Origin of the sequence: Archangium violaceum (assembly GCF_016859125.1) — a bacterium.
GTDB classification, from domain to species: Bacteria; Myxococcota; Myxococcia; order Myxococcales; family Myxococcaceae; genus Archangium; species Archangium violaceum_A.
The window spans coordinates 4,664,928-4,685,991 of the sequence record NZ_CP069338.1 but is presented as its reverse complement, the minus strand read 5'-3'; the positions used below and the strand labels follow the sequence as shown (position 1 = coordinate 4,685,991).

The 21,064-nt window shown below is 69.0% G+C and carries 17 protein-coding genes; 5 read left to right on the top strand and 12 right to left on the bottom strand.

Annotated elements, in window-relative coordinates; all coding sequences use genetic code 11:
* Positions 1–11 precede the first annotated feature (11 nt).
* On the bottom strand, positions 12–1,826 hold the full coding sequence (locus tag JQX13_RS20195) for an OmpA family protein (RefSeq protein ID WP_343211110.1): 1,815 nt from the start codon (positions 1,824–1,826) through the stop codon (positions 12–14).
* Positions 1,827–2,212: 386 nt separating this feature from the next.
* Here JQX13_RS20195 and JQX13_RS20190 point away from each other — a divergent pair, with 386 nt between their 5' ends.
* Positions 2,213–4,549 (top strand): sensor histidine kinase, encoded by a 2,337-nt coding sequence (locus tag JQX13_RS20190; RefSeq protein ID WP_203410583.1) that lies wholly within the window; start codon positions 2,213–2,215, stop codon positions 4,547–4,549.
* 17 nt (positions 4,550–4,566) lie between these two features.
* Here the strand turns inward: JQX13_RS20190 and JQX13_RS20185 are convergent, their stop codons facing one another.
* Together JQX13_RS20185 and JQX13_RS20180 are read right to left on the bottom strand one after the other, a co-directional pair.
* Positions 4,567–6,777, bottom strand: coding sequence for a class I SAM-dependent methyltransferase (locus tag JQX13_RS20185; RefSeq protein ID WP_203410582.1), 2,211 nt, complete (start codon positions 6,775–6,777; stop codon positions 4,567–4,569).
* Positions 6,778–6,843: 66 nt separating this feature from the next.
* Positions 6,844–7,242 carry a YidH family protein gene (locus JQX13_RS20180; protein WP_203410581.1) on the bottom strand — a complete coding sequence of 133 codons (399 nt, stop codon included), beginning with the start codon at positions 7,240–7,242 and terminating at the stop codon, positions 6,844–6,846.
* 199 nt (positions 7,243–7,441) lie between these two features.
* Here JQX13_RS20180 and JQX13_RS20175 point away from each other — a divergent pair, with 199 nt between their 5' ends.
* Positions 7,442–8,215: a M50 family metallopeptidase gene (locus JQX13_RS20175; protein WP_203410580.1), complete on the top strand. Its 774-nt coding sequence runs from the start codon at positions 7,442–7,444 to the stop codon at positions 8,213–8,215.
* A 12-nt stretch (positions 8,216–8,227) separates the two neighbouring features.
* Here JQX13_RS20175 and JQX13_RS20170 read toward each other — a convergent pair whose 3' ends face one another.
* The 6 genes from JQX13_RS20170 to JQX13_RS20145 all read right to left on the bottom strand — a co-directional run bounded on the left by JQX13_RS20170 (position 8,228) and on the right by JQX13_RS20145 (position 13,054).
* Positions 8,228–9,295: a type III polyketide synthase gene (locus tag JQX13_RS20170; RefSeq protein ID WP_203410579.1), complete on the bottom strand. Its 1,068-nt coding sequence runs from the start codon at positions 9,293–9,295 to the stop codon at positions 8,228–8,230.
* 114 nt (positions 9,296–9,409) lie between these two features.
* The gene (locus tag JQX13_RS20165; RefSeq protein ID WP_203410578.1) at positions 9,410–9,616 is read right to left on the bottom strand and encodes a hypothetical protein; all 207 of its coding nucleotides are present in this window, start codon (positions 9,614–9,616) and stop codon (positions 9,410–9,412) included.
* A gap of 191 nt (positions 9,617–9,807) precedes the next feature.
* On the bottom strand, positions 9,808–10,563 hold the full coding sequence (locus tag JQX13_RS20160; protein ID WP_203410577.1) for an SDR family NAD(P)-dependent oxidoreductase: 756 nt from the start codon (positions 10,561–10,563) through the stop codon (positions 9,808–9,810).
* Between the two features lie 25 nt (positions 10,564–10,588).
* Positions 10,589–11,938, bottom strand: coding sequence for an ELWxxDGT repeat protein (locus tag JQX13_RS20155; protein ID WP_203410576.1), 1,350 nt, complete (start codon positions 11,936–11,938; stop codon positions 10,589–10,591).
* Between the two features lie 298 nt (positions 11,939–12,236).
* Positions 12,237–12,782, bottom strand: a complete 546-nt coding sequence (locus JQX13_RS20150) for a hypothetical protein (protein ID WP_203410575.1) — start codon at positions 12,780–12,782, stop codon at positions 12,237–12,239.
* Positions 12,783–12,865: 83 nt separating this feature from the next.
* Complete coding sequence (locus JQX13_RS20145; RefSeq protein WP_203410574.1) at positions 12,866–13,054, bottom strand: hypothetical protein; 189 nt, start codon at positions 13,052–13,054, stop codon at positions 12,866–12,868.
* Positions 13,055–13,336: 282 nt separating this feature from the next.
* Between JQX13_RS20145 and JQX13_RS20140 the strand changes: the two genes are divergently transcribed.
* Complete coding sequence (locus JQX13_RS20140; RefSeq protein WP_203410573.1) at positions 13,337–14,479, top strand: hypothetical protein; 1,143 nt, start codon at positions 13,337–13,339, stop codon at positions 14,477–14,479.
* 40 nt (positions 14,480–14,519) lie between these two features.
* On the opposite strand, the gene JQX13_RS20135 is transcribed toward JQX13_RS20140, so the two are convergent.
* Positions 14,520–15,149 (bottom strand): TetR/AcrR family transcriptional regulator, encoded by a 630-nt coding sequence (locus tag JQX13_RS20135; protein ID WP_203410572.1) that lies wholly within the window; start codon positions 15,147–15,149, stop codon positions 14,520–14,522.
* 123 nt (positions 15,150–15,272) lie between these two features.
* Here JQX13_RS20135 and JQX13_RS20130 point away from each other — a divergent pair, with 123 nt between their 5' ends.
* Positions 15,273–16,139, top strand: a complete 867-nt coding sequence (locus tag JQX13_RS20130; RefSeq protein WP_203410571.1) for a DUF6463 family protein — start codon at positions 15,273–15,275, stop codon at positions 16,137–16,139.
* A gap of 2 nt (positions 16,140–16,141) precedes the next feature.
* On the opposite strand, the gene JQX13_RS20125 is transcribed toward JQX13_RS20130, so the two are convergent.
* Positions 16,142–19,714, bottom strand: a complete 3,573-nt coding sequence (locus JQX13_RS20125; RefSeq protein WP_203410570.1) for an ABC transporter permease/M1 family aminopeptidase — start codon at positions 19,712–19,714, stop codon at positions 16,142–16,144.
* Positions 19,715–19,727: 13 nt separating this feature from the next.
* Positions 19,728–20,639 (bottom strand): ABC transporter ATP-binding protein, encoded by a 912-nt coding sequence (locus tag JQX13_RS20120; RefSeq protein WP_203410569.1) that lies wholly within the window; start codon positions 20,637–20,639, stop codon positions 19,728–19,730.
* A 160-nt stretch (positions 20,640–20,799) separates the two neighbouring features.
* Here JQX13_RS20120 and JQX13_RS20115 point away from each other — a divergent pair, with 160 nt between their 5' ends.
* Positions 20,800–21,057, top strand: a complete 258-nt coding sequence (locus tag JQX13_RS20115) for a mersacidin/lichenicidin family type 2 lantibiotic (RefSeq protein WP_203410568.1) — start codon at positions 20,800–20,802, stop codon at positions 21,055–21,057.
* Positions 21,058–21,064 lie beyond the last annotated feature (7 nt).

Below are 21,064 nucleotides of genomic sequence, written 5' to 3'. Positions count from 1 at the left end.
GATTCCCTCGACTACTTCAGCTCGCGCTCGGCGGTGACGATGATGAACTCCACGCGGCGGTTGGCCGCGCGGCCCTTTTCCGTCTTGTTGGACGCGAGGGGCCGGTCCGGACCGAAACCCTTCGCCTCCAGGCGTGACGGCTCCACACCCTTGCTCACGAGGTAGCCCCTCACCGCCTCGGCCCGCGCCAGCGACAGCTTGCGGTTGGCCTCCGCGTTGCCACGGTTGTCGGTGTGGCCCTCGATGACCATCCGGTCGACCTCCGGGTGCTGCTGGAGCACCCGGGCCACCTGGTCCAGCATCTTGAAGGAGCGCGGCTGGATGATGGCCTTGCCCGTGGCGAAGAACACCGACTCCTTGATCTCCAGCTTGCCCGTCTGGATGGCCACGAGCTGCTTCTGCCGCACCGGGCAGCCCGCGTTGGTGGCCACGCCCTTGTCGGCGGGGCAGTTGTCCAGGTGGTCCGCCACGCCGTCGGCGTCCGTGTCCTTCGCCGGGCAGCCGCGCAGCTCCGCCAGGCCCGCCTCCGTGGGGCACCTGTCCGCGGCGTCCTCGAGGCCGTCCTTGTCCGAGTCCTTCACCGGGCAGCCCTGGCGCTCGGCCGGACCCGCCTCCGTGGGGCACTCGTCCAGGTCGTTCTCGATACCGTCCTGGTCCGAGTCCTTCACCGGACAGCCCTGGCGCTCGACCGGACCCGCCTCCGTGGGGCATGGGTCCATGTCGTCGCTGGTCCCGTCCTGGTCCGAGTCCCGCACCGGGCAGCCCTGGTTCTCGGCCGGACCATCCTCCGTGGGGCACGCGTCCTGGTCATCCGGGACGAGGTCCTGGTCCGAGGGCTCCGCCCGAGGGCAGCCCCAGCGCTCGACCGGACCCGCCATCGTGGGGCACCTGTCATCGTCGTTCCTCACGCCATCGCCATCGTCGTCACGCCGCGAGGCATCCGGCCGCTCGCCCCCGCCAAAGGCCACGCCGAGCAACAGGCGGAAGGTGGGCGTCCCCGGAGCATCACCGAAGCCCGGGCCACCGAGCGCGTAGGCCTCGACGGACTCGCCCACGGGCAGCCGGAGACCGGCCAGCACCTCCAGGGAGCTGGACTCGCGGGTGAGCGGCACGGTGCCGCGCACGTTGAGCTCGCCGCGCAGCCCATCGCCCGTGGTGGCCAGTACCGCGCCCAAGCGCACCTCGTTGCCCAGCTCGTCCTGCACCGCGCCCTCGTCCCCGAGGACGACCGCGGGCCGAATCAGCGCTCCCGCCTCCACGCCGACACGCAGCGCGCCGAAGTTCCGGCCCAGCATCAGCTTGGGCGAGATGCGCACGATGCTGTCGCGCGAGAGCGTGTCCACGCTGCCCACGGGCAGCCCCACGCCCAGCTCGAGCGCCAGGTCCACCGGCGCCTCCCGCCGTTGCGCGAGCAGCCCCAGCCGCACGTGCGCCGAAGGGGTGGCCAACCCCGTACGGCCCGGTGCCGTGACACCTTGCGCGCCGAGGTCATCCCCGCGCTGCCAGGCCACCAGCGGCAACTGCACGCCCAGCTCCAGCCAGTGCATCGGTGCCCATGCCGCCAGCAGGTGCGCCGTCACCCGGTCGCTCACCACCGAGCCCAGCCGGTTGCCATCCCGGTACATCACCAGGGGCTCGTTCTCGTACTGCCCCGCGAGCGAGACGCGAAAGCCGCCCTGGGGCAGCAGCTCGCCGGTGCCCATCAGCAGCGAGCCTCGGCCATTGGGGTTCAGCTCCAGCCGCTCCAGTTCGAACGAGGGCAGGCCCGAGGGCTGCGCGAGCGCGCTCGATGCGAGCAGGAGGGTGGCAATGGTAGACGAACGCACGTATCCCGCCCCCCGGCGGAACGACGGCCTGGTGTGTCTCATGATTTCTCCGTGTCGGGGCCCCTGCGGGTCCGCTTCCGACCGGACCCCCCCCGCGGCGCTGCATCCCAGGTGTGGAGAGACGGGAGCTACCTCCCCGTCTGGCACAGGGACGACGCCGCGCGCAAACAGACCCGACATTCCGTGGGCTGTCCAGGATTCGTCCAGGGTCCAACGCATGCCCGCCCGTCCTTCGAGGAACCACGGATCCGCGTCCAGCCTCGTTGGAGACATCCAGCGTGCTCGGCTGCCGTGTCGGTCAGTCAACCGGCATCAACTCCTGCCAGCGCACCCAAAGGGCGAGGAAGCGTTGCGGTGTCGGCAGCAGGTGCGCACCCTGGGCACGGATGAGCACCCTGGGGCGCATAGCGTGGGGTCTGGGCCTCGGGCTGATCGGGTTGGTGCTCAACCTGGCGGCCCTCGAGGTCCTGCCCGGGGTCCACCTGCTGCTCGGACCCCTGCTGGTGCTCATCGCCGCGGTGCTGTTCGGCCCACTGGCGGGCGGGCTGGCGGGGGCTGTGGCCGGAATGAGGACCCTCTGGCTGTGGGGCCATCCCTGGGGCTGGCTCAACATCATCCTGGAGGGTGTCTTCGTTGGCGCGCTGCGTCGGCGCCTCACCCCGTTGGTGGCGGACGCCTGCTACTGGGCGCTGAGCCCGCTGTACTTCCTCCTCACCTACCGGCTGGTGGAGGGCATCCCGCTGGATGCCACGCTGGTGGCGGGATTGAAGCAGGCGGTGAACGGGCTGTTGGCGGTGCTCGTCCTCCAGGTGGTGCTGCTCATCCCCCACGTGCGCGCGCGCCTGCGTGTGCTGCTGCCCCTGCCCCTGGCGGACATGTCCATCGGCCGTGCGTTCGGCTCGGCGCTCACGCTGGGGGCCATCATCCCGCTGCTGGTGGTGGGCGGCGCCGAGGGCCGCGCGCGCTACGCCTCCGAGGTGCGGCAGGTGGACGAGGAGAACCTGCACGCGGCCGGGGTGGTGGTCAGTGAAATCGAGAGCAGCCTCGCGCACGCCAGCCATGGCGTCTCGAAGCTGGCCCGTACGCTCTCGACGAGCCTCTCGCAGGAAGGGCGGCTGCCGGGTCCCCATTTCCTCGAGGGCGAGTTGGACGCGCTCGTCACGTACTCGCCAGAGGTCGTCAACGCCTACATCGGCGGCCCGGAGGGGGTAGCGCTCGCCTTCTCCCCGCGCAATGACGAAGCGGGCCGTCCGCTGGCGGGCACCGACTTCTCGGATAGGCCCTACGTGCGCGAGGTGCGGAGCGCGCGCGAGCCCCTCGTGAGTGACGTCTTCCTCGGGCGCGGCGGCGTGCAGGGCCCCCTGGTGGTGACGCTGGCCCCCATCCGCCGCGAGGAGCACTACGCGGGCTACGTGCTGGCGGCGATGGATCTCCCGAGGCTGCGCCGACATGCCCGCGCGCAGGTGGGGGACACTCCGAAGCGGGTGCTCGTGGCCGACGCGCGAGGGGGCATCATCTTCGACTCGGCCGACGAGGGACCGGGGCAGCTGCAGAGCATCCGCGGCACGTCGCTGGAGCGGGCGCTGGAGCGCGTGGGCAGCGGCGGCACGGGGAGCTACGAGGTCGAGCAGGACGCGGTGACACTGGTGCGCGTGGGCACGATGCGCCACTTCGGCATGGTGGAGGTCCCCGCGCTGGGCTGGCGGGTGGTGGTGGAGCAACCGGACACGCGGCTGCAGCACGACGTGGAGCAGGCCTACTTCGGCCTGCTGGGCACGATGGGGTTGGCCACGGTGGCGGCGGTGTTGCTGGCGCTCGGCTTCTCGCGCGTCATCGTCGCCCCGGTGCAGGAGGTGTCGCACGCGGCGGCCCGGTTGACCGCGGGGGACCGCACGGCGCGCGCCTCCGAGGCGGCCAGGGACGCGCCTCGCGAGCTGAGCCAGCTGGCGGAGACGTTCGACCGGATGGCCTGGCAGATCTCCCGGCAGCTCGAGGCCATCGAGCGCACCAGCCGGGAGAAGGACGCGTTCCTGTCCATCGCCTCGCACGAGCTGAAGACGCCGCTCACGGCGCTCAAGGCGCAGGTGCAGCTATTGAGGCGCAAGGTGGGCGGCGAGCACGTGGCTCGGCTGGACAACGTGAGCCGGCAGGTGGACCGGGTGACGCGGCTGGTGAACCAGCTGCTGGATGCCTCGCAGCTCGGCCTGGAGCAGCTGCCCCTGCAGCGCACGCGGATGGACCTGAGCGAGGTGGTGCGGCGGGTGGCGGAGGGGCTGGTGGGAGCCTCGCCGCTGCACACGTTGGAGCTCTTCACGCGCCCGCTGGTGGGCGTCTTCGACGAGCTCCGCATGGAGCAGGTGGTGCACAACCTCGTGTCCAACGCCATCAAGTACAGCCCGACGGGGGGACTCATCGAGGTGTTCACGCGGGTGCTGCCGGACGGCGAGGCGGAGCTGGTGGTGGCGGACCGGGGAATCGGCCTGCGCGTGGAGGACGAGGAGCAGCTCTTCGGGCGTTTCGAGCGCGGGGACCGGCGCGAGCAGACGGGCATCTCGGGCATCGGCGTGGGGCTGTACGTGTCGCGGGAGATCATCCGCCGCCACGGAGGGCGCATCTCACTGCGCCCGCGCGAGGGCGGCGGAGCGGTGGCCACGGTGCGGCTGCCGCTGGGCCTGGGCTCGGAGCACGACGGGACGAGGGGGGAGTGTGAGGCCCACTCGTAGAGGGAAGTGGCGGAGCCTCACCCCAACACGCCCAGCGCGTGCGCCAGCCGCCAGGCCACCACCAGCAGGTGCGCATCCTGCACCTCGTCCAACTGGCCGATGAGCACCTCGAGTGGCATCCAGCGCAGGCGCGAGTCACACGCCGCGTCGGCCTCGACCTCCACGGCGAACGGCCACACCAGCTCGGGAGTGACACCTGGAGTCGCGTGGTACGAGCCTCCGAGCTCCCAGACATCGCGTACCGTGACGGAGAACTCCTCGCGCAGGCGCTCGGTGATGAAGGCGGGCACCTGGCCCAGGTGGGTGAGCGTCCGGGGCAGCCGCCAGGCCGGTGTCACCGCGAAGTGGGCGCTGCCCGTGAAGTGCTGCACCACCGGCAACTCCCGGTGCTCGAGCCCCACCCAGAAGCCCTCCCGCGTCCGCACCACCGGAAGCGCCACCGTGGTGTTGCGGCTGGCCTCGCGCGGCACGAGGTACTCGCGCGGCACGCTCGCCAACACGCGCCCCTCCGCGTCCCGCTCGGAGAAGGTGCCGGTGCGCAGGTCCAGGTAGCCACTGGCACCCTCCTCGTGGGGAGTGAACGTCACGCGGCGCTCGGGCGTCAGCGCGTCCTGGGCCCAGCGAGGCCCACCGGTCTGCTCGGTGAGCTGGAGCGTCGCGCCGATCCACGGCCCGGGAGAGGTGCCCAGGTGGCGCAGCAGACGGTGGATGTTGATCTCCAACCGCGCGTCCACCATGCCGCCCACGTGGCAGGCACGGAGCACCTGGCGCGCATCGAGCTCGCGCACCGAGCCCGCACTGGTGAACGGACCGTAGTCGGGCGCGGGCAACCCGGCGGTAGGCGCGACCTCCACCAGGTACGCGGCCACGCGCTCGCTCACCCCACCGGGCGAGGTGAAGTAGCGCGCCGGCTCGCTCAGGGAGCGGATGCTGTCGGCGGACAGCCCGGCCCGCTCGTGCAGGATGCGCGCGATGGCCTTGTCCGGCGCCTCTCCCGCGTGGGTGATGGCGGCGAGGGGCTCGGTGACGTATCCGGACAGCGCCGCGCCTCCCAGGTTGGGATGGTCCGCGCACGCGTTGACGATGGGCCGCGGAAAGCCCTTCTTCGCCAGCACGAACACCTGGCCGTCCTGGCGGAACCAGGGCAGCAGATCCAACGTGCGCCCCGGACGCTCCACCAGCTCGAGGACGTGGCCGGAGTCGTGGCGCCAGGCGCGGAGGGACAGGAAGTGGGGCGTGGTGAGCGACTCCCGGCGCTCCTCGCGCAGCTCGACGCCCGCGCCCGGGGGCACCTTCTCCCCGACGATGAGGTAGTTGGTGGCCGGGAACGGCAGCGGCCGGCCCTCGAGGTCGCTCAAATGAAAACGGCCCTCGTAGCGGTTGGCGATGATCCACGGGTTGCGGATGGGCATCGAGCTGAGGATGCGCAGCCCGCGGCGCCGGAAGGCGGACTCGAACTGGGACTGGGAGAAATAGGAATACTCCTCGAGCAGCTCCACGTCCCAGTCGGTGCGGTAGTCCTTGCGGAGGATGAACTCATTGGCGGCGCGCAGGGTGAGCCGGTAGCGGACGTGCCCCGCGTGGGGCGAGGCGAGCCGTGTATGGGGCACCGGGCCGTCGCGGTTGACGCTGCAACGGAAGTCGCGTGCGAAGCGCTCGAAGAGCGCGGCGGTGGAGAGCCCGGAGACGGGACCCTCGGCCGCCCCATCCGTCTCGGGCAGGTCGAGGAACACCTCCTCGGGCCCCTCCGGAACGAGGAAGTCGCGGATGATGATGACACCGCCGGTACGCAGCGCGCGCACATGGTTGTCCAGACACTCCTCCAGCCGCGCGAGCGAGAAGCCGTTGAAGCTGGTGACGTGGTGGAGCACCGACGAGTCGAGCACCCCATCCAGCGACTCCGGAGGAAAGACGGGGTCGGCGATGTCGCCCACCACGAAGCGCAGGTTGGGGCGCTGGTAGGAGGCGGCGGCCATGTCCACGGACACGGGGTTGATGTCCACGCCCACCAACTCCAGGCCCCTGTAGAGACAGGCCAGGTCATGGGTGCCACGGCCCGAGCCACTGCCCATGTCCGCCACCCGGCCGCGCGTGGGGAAGTGCGCGGTGGTGAGGGCCACCTTCTGCTGCATGGACGCATCCATGCCCGCGAAGTAGGTGGCGTAGTGGTCCGCGTCGCCCCGGTGCTGGGCGGCATACGCCTCGACCGTGCTCTTCCTGGATGCCATGTCCGATGCCATTCCCCCCACTCTATGCCGGGCCCCACCGCTCCAGCATGGGGGGAGGCGCGGCGCTCAGCTCAGCAGGGTCCTCCCCAACAGGAGCACCAGCACGCCCCCGAGCAACGCGGCGAAGATGGCCAGCGCCGCGGGACCGGCCGGGGAGGGGTCGATGGGCTCCCCACGCGAGAGCGCCCGGTGGTTGTACAGGTAGCGTTGGACGGCCACGAGGTTGGCCACGATGCCGAACGCCACCATCAGCAGACCCACCACCATCGAGGAGGAGGACTGGCCCTGGTCCAGCACCGCACCGGGCGCGGTGACACCGAGCGCTCGCAGGAAGGCACCGAAGCGGGCCACGACGAAGCCAAACCCCATCATCGCCAGGCCGGTGCGGACCCACGCCAGCAAGGTGCGTTCGGCGGCCCAGTCGTAGCGCGCATCCCGGGCCGGGCGAGGGGCGACCGGAGTCACGGGGGGCGGGCTCTCCGGGGAAGGAGCTCCGGAGGAAAGCGGCTCTACGGGAAGACTCACCCCTTCATCACACCCGCTCTGGAGGTGCCATGCAACCCGGGACCCCCTCCCCTGCCCGCTCCCCGTGAGACGACCCGCGGAACAAAAAGTCCCGTGTTAGCGTCCAAGCGTCATGCGACCCGTCCCCGAGCCGCCGCCGATGTCCACCCGCGCCCTGCTGGCGTGTCTGGTGCTCGCCGCCGTGGCCAGCCTCTTCCTCTGGCAGACGGTGTGGCTGTACCCCTTCCGGCTGCTCGTGACGCTCATGCACGAGAGCGGACACGCCCTCACCGCCTGGGCCCTGGGCTCACACGTGGGCAGCGTCACCATCAGCCCGGCCACGGGTGGGCTCACCTACCACTCACTCACGGGTTCGCTCTGGAAGGAGCTGCTCATCGCCTCCGGTGGCTACGTGGGCTCCTCCGTCGCCGGAGCCCTGCTGCTGGTGGCCGCCGGTCGCATGCGCAGTGGACGCCTGCTCCTATGGGGCCTGGTCGCCTGGATGGTGGGTGTGGCCGTCCTCTGGGTGCCCCTGCTCCCGCCCGACCCCGGTGCCGCCCATGCGCTCGCCACCGGCTCCTCGCGCTCGGATGGACTCTTCACGCTCGGCTTCATCGCCGGCATGGGCGCCCTGCTGGGACTGGTCGCGTGGAAGGGCCCGGTGTGGATGAGGCGCGGGCTGATCGTGTGGATCGCCGCGCTGTCGTGCCTGATGGCCCTTCAGGACATCAAGGGCCTGTTCGGCTATGGCCTGGAGGTCGGTGTCTCCGACGCCCAGGCCATGGCGCAGCTCACGTACCTGCCCGCGCCCCTCTGGGCCGCGGTGTGGATGGGTGTGTCACTCGTGGCCATGTGGCTGGGATTGCGCTCCATCCTCCGGCGTCGGCGCATGATGGCCTCCCGGCTCCCCATGACCGGCCTGACCTTCCGGTAGGCCCGGAGCGCCTCAGAAGCGCAGCAGGGCCCCTTCCATCGTCAACCCGGGGCCGAAGGCGAGCATCACGCCGTACTCACCCGGCCGCGGCTTGTCCTTGGCGATCAGATCCTCCAGGACGAGGTAGACGGTGGCCGAGGAGCAGTTGCCGTACTCCTCGAGGATGTGCCAGGTGGAGCGGAGCTGGGAGTCGCTCAGCCCGAACTTCTGGCCGATGACCTCCACGATCTTCGGCCCACCCGGATGGACGGCCCAGTGCTTGATGTCACTGGCGCTCAGGCCCGCCTTCGCGGTGAGCGCTCCGATGAGCGACTCGATGTGCTCCCCGATGAGGCCGGGCACCTCGGGCGAGAGCGTCATGCGGAAGCCCTCGTCCACCAGCCGCCACGTCATCAGGTCGACCGCGCCGTAGAGGTGCGTGGAGTGGAAGTCCAGCACCTGCGGCCCGACCCCCGGCGGCTCCATGCCCATCACGGTGGAGGCACTCCCATCGGCGAAGAGGGCGTGGACGACGACCTGCTCGCGGCTGGACTCCTCGGGGCGGACGTGGAGCGAGCTGAACTCGGTGCAATTGAGCAGCACCCGCTCGTTCGGGCGCGCCATCAGGCTGTCCAGGGCGACGTTGAGCGCGTTCATCCCCCCGTTGCAGGCCATGTTGCCCACGAAGGTGCGGCGCAGCTGGGCGGGCAGGTGGTGCTGCCTCGCCAGGAGCAGATCCGGCGTGGGAGCGATGTAGCCGGTGCTGCTGGCCATGACGAAGCTGCCGATGGACTCGCGATCCACCTGACGCAGCACCGCCTCCACCGAGCGCCCTCCCACCTCCATGACTTCGCGCTCGAAGATGGCCATGCGCTCACCGAGCCCGACCTTGCGGCTCAGCACCTCGCGCGGGTCCAGGGCCAGGTAGCGGCGCTTCACGCGGACGCGCCGGATGATGCGCTCGAGCGCGGCGATGTCGCCGTAGATCTCCTTGCCGAACGTCTCGTAGAGATCCTTCTGCGCATAGGCATTCTTCGGGAACGCCGAGCTCAGGCAGAGGAACGTAGGATGGACTTCACGCGTGGACGTGTTGTTCTTCATGGATGGACCATTTCGGTGTGAGGGGGGGGGGACCTTCGAGGGGGAAACCCTGTCCCGCGTCTTGGCCGGGACATTCGGATGGAAGGCCGCGGAATGTGTTGTGACGCGCGCTCTTCAGCGGACATCCAGCGGGCCGCGCCCCGCCTCCACCCGGGCCTCCGCGACGGAGGGGGTGCGCCGCTCCTCGCGGACGCTGGTGGTGACGAGCTCGAGCAGCTCGTTGATGATCCGGATGATCTGCTTCGAGGTGTAGCCGTACGAGCGCATCTCCTTGAAGAACGAGTGCGCGGTGATGCGGGGACCCCGGGTGTCTGGGTTCATGGAGGCTTCCTTCCTGAATGGGTGGAATGAAAAATCAGTGTGTGGATACACAGACAGAAGGAGCCGAGCGAACGTGTGACGGAGCCGCCTTCACGAGGGAAGGGCGGCTCCGTCTTTCGTTCCGTGAATTTTCGAGAGGAATTGCGCGGGCCGGAGAGGGCTGGGGGGTCTCCCCAGCCCTCGATCCCGCCTCAACGCATACGACGGGCGATCGTGTCGAAGAGGGCGCCGGGCAACACCTGCATCACACGCATGAAGGCGGCGGCCTGCCAGGGCATGGCGCACCGGGCCTTCCCCTGGAGGATGGCCCGTCCCATGCGCGCCGCCGCGTCCTTCTCGTCCAGGGTGAAGGGCTCGGAATGGCCCCACACCGCATGGTGGTTGCGCAGGTGCCCGGGGTAGACGCAGGTGACGCGCAGCCGGGTGTCCTTCAGGTCCACGCGCAGGCTCTCCATGAAGTTGGAGATGAAGGCCTTGGTGCCCGAGTAGGCCGAGCGCCCCGCCAGGCCCCGGTACGCGGCCAGGCTGGAGATGCCCACCAGGTGCCCGCGGTCACGCTCCAACATGCGTGGCAGCACCGCGGACAGGAGCGCCACCGCCCCCATGACGTTGGTCTCGATGAGGTGGCGCGCGCGCTCCCAGGAGAAGTCCCGGGCGTTCGTCTCCTCGTACGTGCCCGCGGCCACCACCAGGTCCAGCCCACCGCACTCCTCGTCGAGCGCGAGGAGGCGCTCGCGTGCCGTCTCCACCCGGGAGGTGTCCAGCTCCACCGGCACGAGCCGGGCACCCGAGCCCCGGGCCCGCGCGAGGTAGGGCTCCAGCTCCTCCTGATTTCGCGCCGTGACGTAGACCCGCGTGCCCCTCTCGCCAAGCCATAGCGCCAGCTCGCGCGCCAACTGGCTCGGAGCGCCCGTGATGAGCGCGTTTCGATACTCCTGGTCCATCATGTGCCGTATCTCCACCGTGGAAGGTTCAGCGCGCGGCCCGGCGATCGTGGTGCCGGTCCTTGTGGAGCGGGAGCTTCCAGAGTTGCTCGCCGCGGTCGGCGCCCTGGTTCACGAAGAAGAGCTCTCCGTCCGAGCGCGTCAGGAACAAGGGCGCCGAGCCGGTGGGCCCGGGCACGAAGTCCATCAGCACACGCGTGCCAGACACGGTGCCATCACTCTTCCACAGCTCGTTCCCCGTCTCCGGGCTGAAGCCGGTGAAGACGACGCCGTCGCGCATGGGGATGAGGTTGGGCGGCGGGTAGCGGTCCGAGAGGAACAGCGGCCTGTGCAGCAGCCGGGTCCCGCCCCCGGTGCCGTCGGTGCGCCAGAGCTGCACGTCCCGAGGGGTGGGGGCGGTGAGGTCGGGGAAGTTGACGGTCATGAAGAGCTGGTTGTCAGTCCCCGCCGCGTAGATGACGAGAGGCTCCCTCGGCGGAGGCGCTCCGGGACCGAACGGGTTGGGGATGTCGGTGATGTGCTCCGAGCTCGTATTGCCCGGCACGAGAGTGCGCAGCCGCAGGGCCCCATCGGGCGACTCGCTCGAGGTGAAGTAGAGCCGCCCCTTGAAGAACGTGAAGGGCCGCGGCCGGGAGCCCGTGGGACCGGGGACGATGTCCTCCACGAGCACCGTGCCGCTCTCCGTGCCATCGGACCGCCATAGCTCGCGTCCGTTCTCGGGGTTGGTGGCGGCGAAGTAGTTCACTCCCGATTCCACGAAGACGGGGAAGTTGGGGAAGGAGCTCTGGGGCCCCGGGTTGATGTCCTTGACCATCCGGGTACCGGCCTCGGTGCCATCACTCATCCAGGGCTCGCGGCCGTGCGCTGGATCCAACCCGCTGAAGAAGAGGCGATCGCCGGAGCCGGTCAGCCCGATGGCGATGCCCCCGCTGGGCGCCGTGCCCAGGTCCTTGAGGCGAACGGTCCCGGCCGCGGTGCCATCGCTCTTCCACAGCTCCTCATGGACCTCGGTCCCGGGAACCCTGCGCACGAAGAACAGGGCGTTGCCGACGGCGGCCAGCTCTTCCAGGGACGAGGAGGCGGCTCCCGGGGTGATGTCCGCGAGCATGCGCGTGCCCTGAGAAGTGCCATCGCTGATCCACGGCTCGGCTCCGTGCACGCCATCATCCGCCACGAAGAAGAGACGATCGCCCACGACGGTCAACTCGCGGATGCTGGCACCGGTCACCTCGGGGAACTGCTTGACGAGCACGGTGCCCTTGACGGTGCCATTGCTCTTCCAGAGAGACGGCCCTCCGGCATCCGGGCTCCGGCCGAAGTAGGTCTTCCCCCGGAAGTCCACCAGCTCCGTGATGCTACGGACGTCGGGGTTGTTCATGGCCGGGAAGCGCTTCAGGAGCTGCGGGGACCCTCGCTTGGAGTCGTGCTTCTTCCCGGCCGCCTCACCTGGAACCTCTCGTTGCGTGGAGTGGGCGCACCCCGCTCCCGCGAGCGCTCCACCGGACGCCAATGCCAAAGAACAGGCCAATGCCCATCTACTCCCACTCGTTCTCATGTCGTACCTCCTGGGTTCAGAGGTCTGAGTTCATGAGTGGGGGATGTGAGCCATTCCTCTCACCTGGAGGAGAGGGAGCGTCTGTCTGGCCTCCAGGCGGGCGGGCCGGTGCGTCCTGGATTCAGAAGGGCAGTGAGGCGCGCCCCTCGCGGTGTGCTTGGAAGAACTGACGCACCTGCTGCACGGCGGGCTGCCCTGCCAGGGGGCTCATGTCCACCGTCTCCAGACGCCGGCACAGCTCCTCGTCCAACGCCCAGCTCTCGAGCCCGAGCTGCTCCTCCAGGACGCGCCGGGGCTCGGTCTGGCCACGTGTCAGCTCCGCCTCCGTCGGCTCCCGCCCAAGCACCTGGCGCAGCACTCCCCGCTCCTGGAAGAGCAGCACCTCCATCTGCGGCACCAGCAAGGCCACCTTCCACAGGTCCGCGCAGGCCACGCTGATGAGCAGGTACACGATGGAGCGGTGCGTCTGCCGGAGCTCCTCTGGCTTCGCATCGGTCACCAGCGCCACGATGGACTTGCGGTTGAGGAGGATGGAACGTGCCAGGGAGACTCCATCTCCAGTGTGATCCGACTCGAGCACGTGAAGCTCGCGTCCGAATTCCGGCTCGAGCAACTTGCGGAATACCAGGACCATCGCCTTCCCTCGCACGATCAAGACCGGATTCATTGGAAGTCCTCCCCCTTGAGCTCGTAGTCCATCGCGGCTTCCTCCACATCCCTCCTCTGCCACAGCAAGACATCGCGCACGGGCTACACTCGAGCCTCGCGCAGCGCGGGCAGGGAGAACCCACTCACGCAGAACAGCAGCCCGATGGTCGCCGCTAGCCGCCGCTCGACCCGGGCCTTGAACTTCGCAATCGGGCTGAAGTCCAGGGGCTCCCGCCAGTGTTTGCACTCGATCAGACGAGAGAGACCATCGGCGTAGACCGCCCCATCCACCTGCTCCCACTCTCCCCGGCAACGCCCCCCATCCTTCGCGAGGCTAACCAGCCCCTCTGACACGCATTGCGCTCCGACCGCCCTGTCAGTCATTGCGCACGACCACGCCCTACCTGGTCACCCGCTCATGAGTATCCCCCCTGAGAACCCATCGAGTCAAGCGCACGACTCTACCTGTCTCGTCACATGACGAGATGTCCGATGCATCCCGGATTCGAAGGAACCGGGGGTCTCGACGCCCCGCGCCTCGTTGTATCCTGGTCACCTTCGTAGGAGCCATTCATGACCGCTGTCACTCTCACCGGTCCCACACCGGCCCGCACGGGCTGGCTCGTGGACCGACGGCACGATCTGATTTCCACGTTGGGAGGGGTCGCCGCGAGCGGCGCGCTGGTCGGGCTGCACGTCCTGGGTGGTGTCAGCGGCTTCGTCCTCTGGTGGGCGTGGGTGCTGGCGCTGGACGGGCCGCACCTGTTCGCCACGGTGTCCCGCACGTACCTGGACGCACGCGAATGGCGGACACGGCGGCGTCTGCTCCTGGGCAGCCTGGGGTGGTTCGCCTCGGGGCCCCTGCTCTTCGGATTGTCGGCGGCGCTGGGGACCCGCTTGCCCTTCGAGCTCTTCCTGACGTTCGCCTCGCTGTGGGCGTACTGGCACGTGGTGCGGCAGCACTACGGCATCATGGTGCTGTACCAGCGCAAGGGTGGCGAGTCGCTGCCCCTGGACCGGCGGCTCGACAGCGTGACGCTGTACGTGGGGCTGCTGGCGCCCTTCGTGGCCTTCGCGGTGACACATCCGGTGGCGCGCAAGCGGCTGGGGCTGACGGGAGCCCCCACCTGGGAGCCGGTGCTGGCGGGGGCGTGCTTCGCGCTGGTGCTCGCGCTGGTGACGCTCTACGCGGCCCGGCAGGTGCAGCGCAGGCGCGAGGGGCTGCGGGTGAACGGGCCGAAGCTGCTGATGATGGGCGCGGCGCTGGGGCTGACGGCGGTGGTGTTCTGGCCGTCGGTGGCCGTGCGCATGGACTTCATCATGTTCGCGGTGGCGGTGACGGCGTTCCACAACGTGCAGTACCACGGCGTGGTCTGGTTCTATCACCGCAACCGCTACCACGCGGCCGGGGTGGACCCGGCTCCGTTCGGACTGGCCCCCAGGGTGAGCCAGCGCTTCATCATTTACGCGGTCTGCGGCGTGGCCTTCACGCTGATGTACCGCGGGCTGGGCTGTGGCTTCGGCGCGCACCCGGGTTGTGGACGCTTCGACTGGCACATTCCGCTGGCGGCGGGGCTCACGCTGAGACACCTGATGGAGGGGTTCATCTGGGGCTTCGCCCTCCACCACTACTACCTGGACCAGAAGATCTGGCGCGTGAGCCGGGACGCGGGACTCAACAAGGACCTGAGGCTGGGCACGGCGGCATCCGCGTAGGGGATGCTGTCGGTGATGGCGGCATGGCCGGCTCTGGCGCTCACGCCGGAATCAGCGCCCGGGTGAGGTGCTTGACGTAGTCGGCGCGGGCGCGGCTCGTCCCCAGCGTGTCCGGGCTGGAGATCGCCAGGTGCAGGAGACCCACGTACGTGGAATAGGCCTGCAGCGCCCAGTGGCGCGCCTCGCGAGCCGGCAGGCCAAGCGCCCGGTACAGCGTCACCAGATAGCCCATGCGCCGCTGTGACACACGCGCGAGGACCGGCTGGATGCGTGGATCCGCGGCTGCGCCCGCGACGATGGCGACCTCGATCTTCCCGTGCGGGTCCGCCTCGAACGTCAACGCCAGGAGTTGGTACAGCCGCTCCCGGGGATCTGTCAGTGCGTCCAGCCGGGCGATGACCTGGGTGGTCGCCAGTTGCTCCCAGCGCGCGAGCGCGGCCTGGAGCAACTCCGCGCGGTCCGTGAAGTGCCAGTAGAAGCCTCCCTTCGTCACCCCGAGCCGCCGGGCCAGCTTCTCCACCGAGAGGGCCTCGACGCCGTCCGCGAGGCTCCAGAGCGCGGCGTCCGCCCAGTCCTCGGCCGAGAGCCCCGGGCCCCGGCGCTGCTCGCGGATGTCCTCGAGCGTCCGGAGGGGCGTGGGCGCTGGTGTGCGTGCGGAAAGGCGTCTCATCGTTCGCCGCAGTCTGGCGGACCCCCTCCCCGACGTCCAGGGTGGCGTCCACATCGGCCTGGGACTATACGGTATCGTATCGCGATACGGTACCGTATCCGATGACGAGAACAGGGGCCGCACATGCGGGTGACGAACGGGTCGTTGCTGATGCTCACCGGAGCGCTGCACCAGGTCGTGGGGCTGGTGGTCTACCGGAAGCCGCTGCTGGAAATGGTGCACGCGGGCGTGTTCAACAGCGTGGGCGAGGACACCAGCGCCCGCGCGGCGGCCTTCTGGTTCCTGGCCGCAGGCGGGCTCATGCTTCTCATCGGAGCGCTGTGCCACTGGGTGGAGCGCGAGCTGAACCGCCCGCTCCCGGCGAGCTTCGGCTGGGGGCTGCTCGGCGTGGCTCTCTTCTGCGTGGTCCCCATGTTCGAGACCGGAGCCTGGGTGTTCTTCCCGCTGGGCCTTCGCGTCCTCTTCCAGGCCCGAACGCCCCAGGCACTACCCGAGGTGCTGCGCCCCTTCGCGAAAGGAGCGGACCACGTGGACGTGAAGACGGTGGAATCAGAGGCCTCACTGCGCGCCTTCCTGGCGGGCCTGCTGTCGTACCAGCCCGCCTGGGTGACGGCCCTGTATGGAGTGCGGCGCCTCTTCGTCCGGATGCTGGGGCTGAGGCAGCTCGGCATTCCCAAGTCCCAGCACCTGCGCCCGGAAGACATCCCCATGGCCCCGGGCAGCGCCGCCTCGTTCTTCACGGTGCGCCACGCGGAGGAGGAGCACGTCTGGGTGGTGGCGGCGACGGACTCGCACCTGGAGGCCACCCTCGCCGTCGTCATGGAGCCAACCGACGGAACCCGGAGGCGCTTCCACGTCGTGACGCTGGTGCACTACCGGAACTGGACCGGACCGGTGTACTTCAACGCCATCCGGCCCTTCCATCACCTCGTCGTGGGGGGAATGGCCCGGAGCGCGGCACGGGGAGGGCCGGCCCTGGGCCTGGCCTGAGCCTAGAGCTTCTCCACCGTCACCGTGTTGTCGTCCGGCTTGCGGTCGATGAGCTTGTTGAGGGGATCGATCCCCGCCTTCGCCGGGCGCGCGTCCACCAGCGCGGTGAACTCCACGTCCTCCTTCGTCACCTGGAGCTTCTCCAGGTAGAGCGGCTTGCCCTCCGCGTCGAGCACACCCACGTCCACCCAGTCCGCGAGCTTCAGGTCCGACTCCGCGCCCGTGCCGGTGGCCTCCACCTTGTGCGCCTTCGCCGTCACCTTCACCTCGAACTTCCCGCCGGCCACCTCGGTGTACGTGGCCTTCAAGGCCCGGTTCTCGTAGAGGGTGATGCGCTCGAAGAAGTCCGGGATGAGGTAGCTCAGGTGCTCGGGCGTCACCGCGCGCAGCTCGGCGAGCAGCTCCGGTGAGTTCGTGAAGGGCGGCTGCTGAAAGGCCACCTTCTTCAGGTACGAGGCCAGGGCGCGGTTGACGGTGTCCTCACCAAGGAAGTCCTGCAGCGCGTACATCACCACGCTGCCCTTGTTGTAGTGGACGTAGGTCTGGCCCTCCACGCGCATGAGCGGCATCTCCTGCTTGCGCTCGAAGGAGCGCCCGCGCAGATAGCCATCCATCTCGTAGCGCAGGAAGCGCCCCATCTTCGCCTCCCCGTACCTCTTCTTCATCACCATCAGCGCCGAGTACTGCGAGAGCGTCTCGGACAGGAGCGTGGCGCCCTGCACGTTGCCGCCGATGACCTGGTGCGCCCACCACTGGTGCGCCACCTCGTGGGCCGTCACGTAGTAGGGATAGTCCACGTCCTCCGGGTCGTCCGGATCCACCTTCGCGATGAAGCCGATGCTCTCCGAGTACGGAATGGTGTTCGGGAAGGCCTGGGCGAAGGTCTGGTAGCGGGGGAACTCGAGGATGCGCACCTGCCGGTGCTGATAGGGCCCGAAGTTCTTCGTGTAGTAGTCGAGCGAGTCCTTCACCGCCTGGATCATCCGCTCGACGTTGTACGCGTGGCTCGGGTGGTAGAGGACCTCGATGGCCACGTCATTCCACGTGTCGCGCTTCACCTCGTAGCGCGCGGAGAGGAACGAGTAGAAGTTCAGGATGGGACTGTCCATCTTGTAGTGGAAGTAGCGACGGCCGTTCTCCGTCCACTCGCGCAGGAGGTAGCCGGGCGCCATGGCGATCTGCTCCGGCGAGGTGCTCACCGTGGCCTCGAAGCTGACCCAATCCGAGTCCGAGGCGATGTACGTGTTGCGCCGGGCCTCCAGGTCGTTCACGTCGGCCATGCGCGCCTTGGGCGCGAGCCCCTGCTTCTTACGCACCTCGTCCTCCTGGAGCTCGAGCTCCTCCAGGTAGCCCAGCCTCGGCAGCACGTCGTGGTGGATGAAGGTGCCGTTCTCCACGATCCGCGTCTCCGCGCCCTTGTTGCGGAAGCCGTGTGGCTCCAGGCCCAGCTCGAACTGGAGCTCGGCGGAGGCCCCAGGCGCGAGCGGCGCGGGCAGCGTGTACGTGAAGAAGCCCAGCCGCGAGTCCTGCTCGGACGGAGCCTCGGCGCCCGCCACCACCAACCGGTACACCTTCACGTCGTCCGGCAGGTTGACGTACACCGTCTTCACCGGCTCGGCCGTCTTGTTGACGAGCCCGAAGGTGCCCCGGGCCCGCATGCGCGGCTCCTCGGGGAAGAGGTCCACCTGCACGTTCGCCGAGACGATGCGCGGCTGCGCCACCTTCGCGAGCGGCTTGTACTTCTTCTCGTAGTCGGCGGACTCCGTCTGCTCCTCGTGCTCCGTCTTGAAGGGGTTGAGCTCGTTGGTGTTGAAGAAGATGAAGGCGCCCACGACCACGGCCCCCACCACGGACCGGACCAGCCCCCTCCGCACCGGGCGCGAGGCCCGCGCGCCGGCAAGCTTCAGCCGCCAGTGGAAATCGCTCTCCGTGCCGCGCACCCAGAACAGGTGGATGACGAGGGCGAGCACCACCGCCACGAGCGCCCAGTACACGCGGAACCACACCATCTGCGCGACGAACGGCCCATAGCCATTCATGTCCGAGTACATGTGCACGGGCGCGCCCGCGTAGTTGTAGAGGTTGTGCTCGAAGCCCAACTGCGCGGCGAACGTGGCGGCCAGCAGGTAGAGCACCATCACGAAGTGGCCCACGTACTTGTGATTCACCAGCACGTGGACGAGCACCGCGAGCACACACAACTGCCACATATCCACCAGCCGGTAGCCGAAGAGGTCCGTGAGGTAGAGGCCGAGCTCGATATCCGTGAAGCCGCGGAAGAGCTGCACCAGCACGCCGCAGACGAGCAGCATCGCGCTGAGCAGGACCTGCACGCCCATCAGCGCCAGCAGCTTGGAGAGGAAGGGCAGCCACCCGGGCACGGGGAGCGCGTCGTAGAGCTGGTGCATGCGAGCGTCGCGCTCGCGCCAGATGAGCTCGCCCGAATAGAAGGTGATGATGATGACGTGGAAGAGGCTGAAGCCGCCGCCCACCATCTCCACCACCAGGTACGTCACCGGGTGGATGGGAGTGCCGAACATGGTGCCCAGGGTGCTCGAGGCCGCGAAGACCATGAGGACGCCGGCCAGCACCATGACCAGGAAGTAGACGTTCTTCACCGTCTCCTGGAGGTCCAGCCACGCCAGCCGCGGGAGCAGCCGCAGGAAGGTGGCGTCCCGGAAGTCGCGCGTGACGGAGGGAGGCGCGAGCGGCGCCTGGGCGGACACGGACTCGGTGACGGCCTCCGCGCGGCCTCCCGTCAAGGCGTGGGAGCGTTGGAAGCGGACGAGGGTATAGCCAAGCATGGCGGCACCCAGCCCCACCCAGAGGAGACGGTTGACGAGGAACCAGCCCTCGAGCGGCACCAGGCGGGAGTTCTTCTCCGCCACCGTCCAGTACTCCATCACCATGCGTAGCGCGTTCATGCCGAACGGGTCCGCCAGCGCGGCGATCCACTTCGTGTCGAGCTCCCGCAGCAGGCGGCCCGCCGCGAGGTAGCCCACGAGCAGCACCACGCTGGTGACGTAGACGGGGAGCATGCGGCGGGAGAGCGCGGCCATCCCGAAGAAGAGCGCGCCGGTGAAGAAGAGGTTGGGCAGGATGCTGACCAGGTAGGGCCGCAGGTACGAACCGGACACGGTGGGGCCCAAGAGGGTCTGGTCCAGGAAGGGCAGCGAGGCGCCGAAGCGGGCCCCCAGGCCGATGCTCGAGAAGATGACGACGAGCGTGAGGAAGGCCCCGAGGAAGCGGCCGAGCAGGAACCGGGTGCGCGAGATGGGCGCCGTGAAGAAGAGCGCGTGCGTGCCGTGGGCGAAGTCCTGGTAGACCGACTGGCCCATCACTCCGCCAGTGATGACGACCCCGGCGAAACCGAGCAGGGAGAGAAGCGAGGCTAGCGCGAAAGGCGAGTTGGCGAGCACCTTGCCGCCGCCCCCCGCGCTGAAATTGACGGACTCGAAGGCGCCTCCCGCCACACACATCGCCAGGCAGGCGAGCGAGAAGAAGACGCCGAAGTACACCCAGGTGGACAGCATCTTGAGCCGCTGACGCAGCTCGAAGAGGGCAATGGAGAGCATGGGGGATGGCTCCTCAGCCCGCGGTGGCCTGGAGGGTGGGCGCGGCATCCCCCGCGAGGTGCCCCTTGATGGCGGCGAAGTAGGCGTCCTCGAGGTCCGGGACAGCCGGAGTGAAGGAAGCGTCCGGAGCACCCGGGCTGTAGACGTGCACGAGCGTGCGGCCCATCAGCAGCCGGTGGGAGATGACGGGCAGCTCGGCCTGCAATCTGGGAAGTTCAGCCTTGTCCACGAACTTCTTCCAGATGCGGCCCGCCAGGCGGGCGATGATGTCCTCGGGCGCGCCGGTGAGCAGCACCCTGCCCCCGTTGAGCACGGCCATCTGCGGGCACAGGTCGCGCACGTCCGAGACGATGTGCGTGGAGAGGATGACGATGACGTCCTGGCCGATTTCACTCAGCAGGTTGTGGAAGCGCACGCGCTCCTCGGGGTCGAGGCCGGCGGTGGGCTCGTCCACGATGAGCAGCTTGGGATTGCCGAGCAGCGCCTGGGCAATACCGAAGCGCTGGCGCATGCCTCCGGAGAAGCCGCCGAGCTGCTTGCGGCGTGCGTGGTGGAGGTTGGTCTGGTGCAGCAGTGCGTCCACCACCTGCTTGCGCTCGCGCGCGCTGGAGATGCCCTTGAGGGTGGCCAGGTGGGTGAGGAGGTCCTCGGCGGTCACCTTCGGGTAGAGGCCGAAGTCCTGGGGCAGATAGCCGAGCACGCGGCGCACGGCGTCCTTGTCCTTCAGCATGTCGACGTCACCCAGGAAGGCGCTGCCGCTGTCGGCCTCCTGCAGGGTGGCCAGCGTCCGCATCAGCGTGGACTTGCCCGCGCCATTGGGCCCGAGCAGCCCGAACATGCCAGGCGGAATGGTGAGCGTGACGTCCTGGAGCGCCTGGGTCCCGTTGGGGTAGCGCTTGGACAGGTTCTGGATGCGGAGCTCCATGAGCCCTCCCGAGTAGGGTGGGCATCATGACGCGAACCTACTCGAACGTCACCTCAAGCGTGGGACGCCAGCTCGCGAACCCGTCACAAGCAAAATGAGGCAACTCCATCCTCCTGAACGTGTCCTCTCATTTCGGAGAGCGCCAGCCAGGAGGAACAGCATGCGAGTAGAGACCATCATCCGTGCGTGGAAGGATCCGGCGTTCCGCGCGAGCCTCACCTCGGAGGAGCGGGCGGCACTTCCCGAGCTCCCCTCCGGCAGGCCGGTGACCGAACTCGACGAAGGCGAGCTGTCGGACGCGGTGGGGGGCGTGAGCCGTCCCCGTGGGGGCTGTAACCCGCCTGAGTTCACCGACATCCCGTGCAGTGCGATCGACGCCTGCCCCAGCGCCCTGGGCTGCACGTTCGTCGCCTGCTGACGACGGT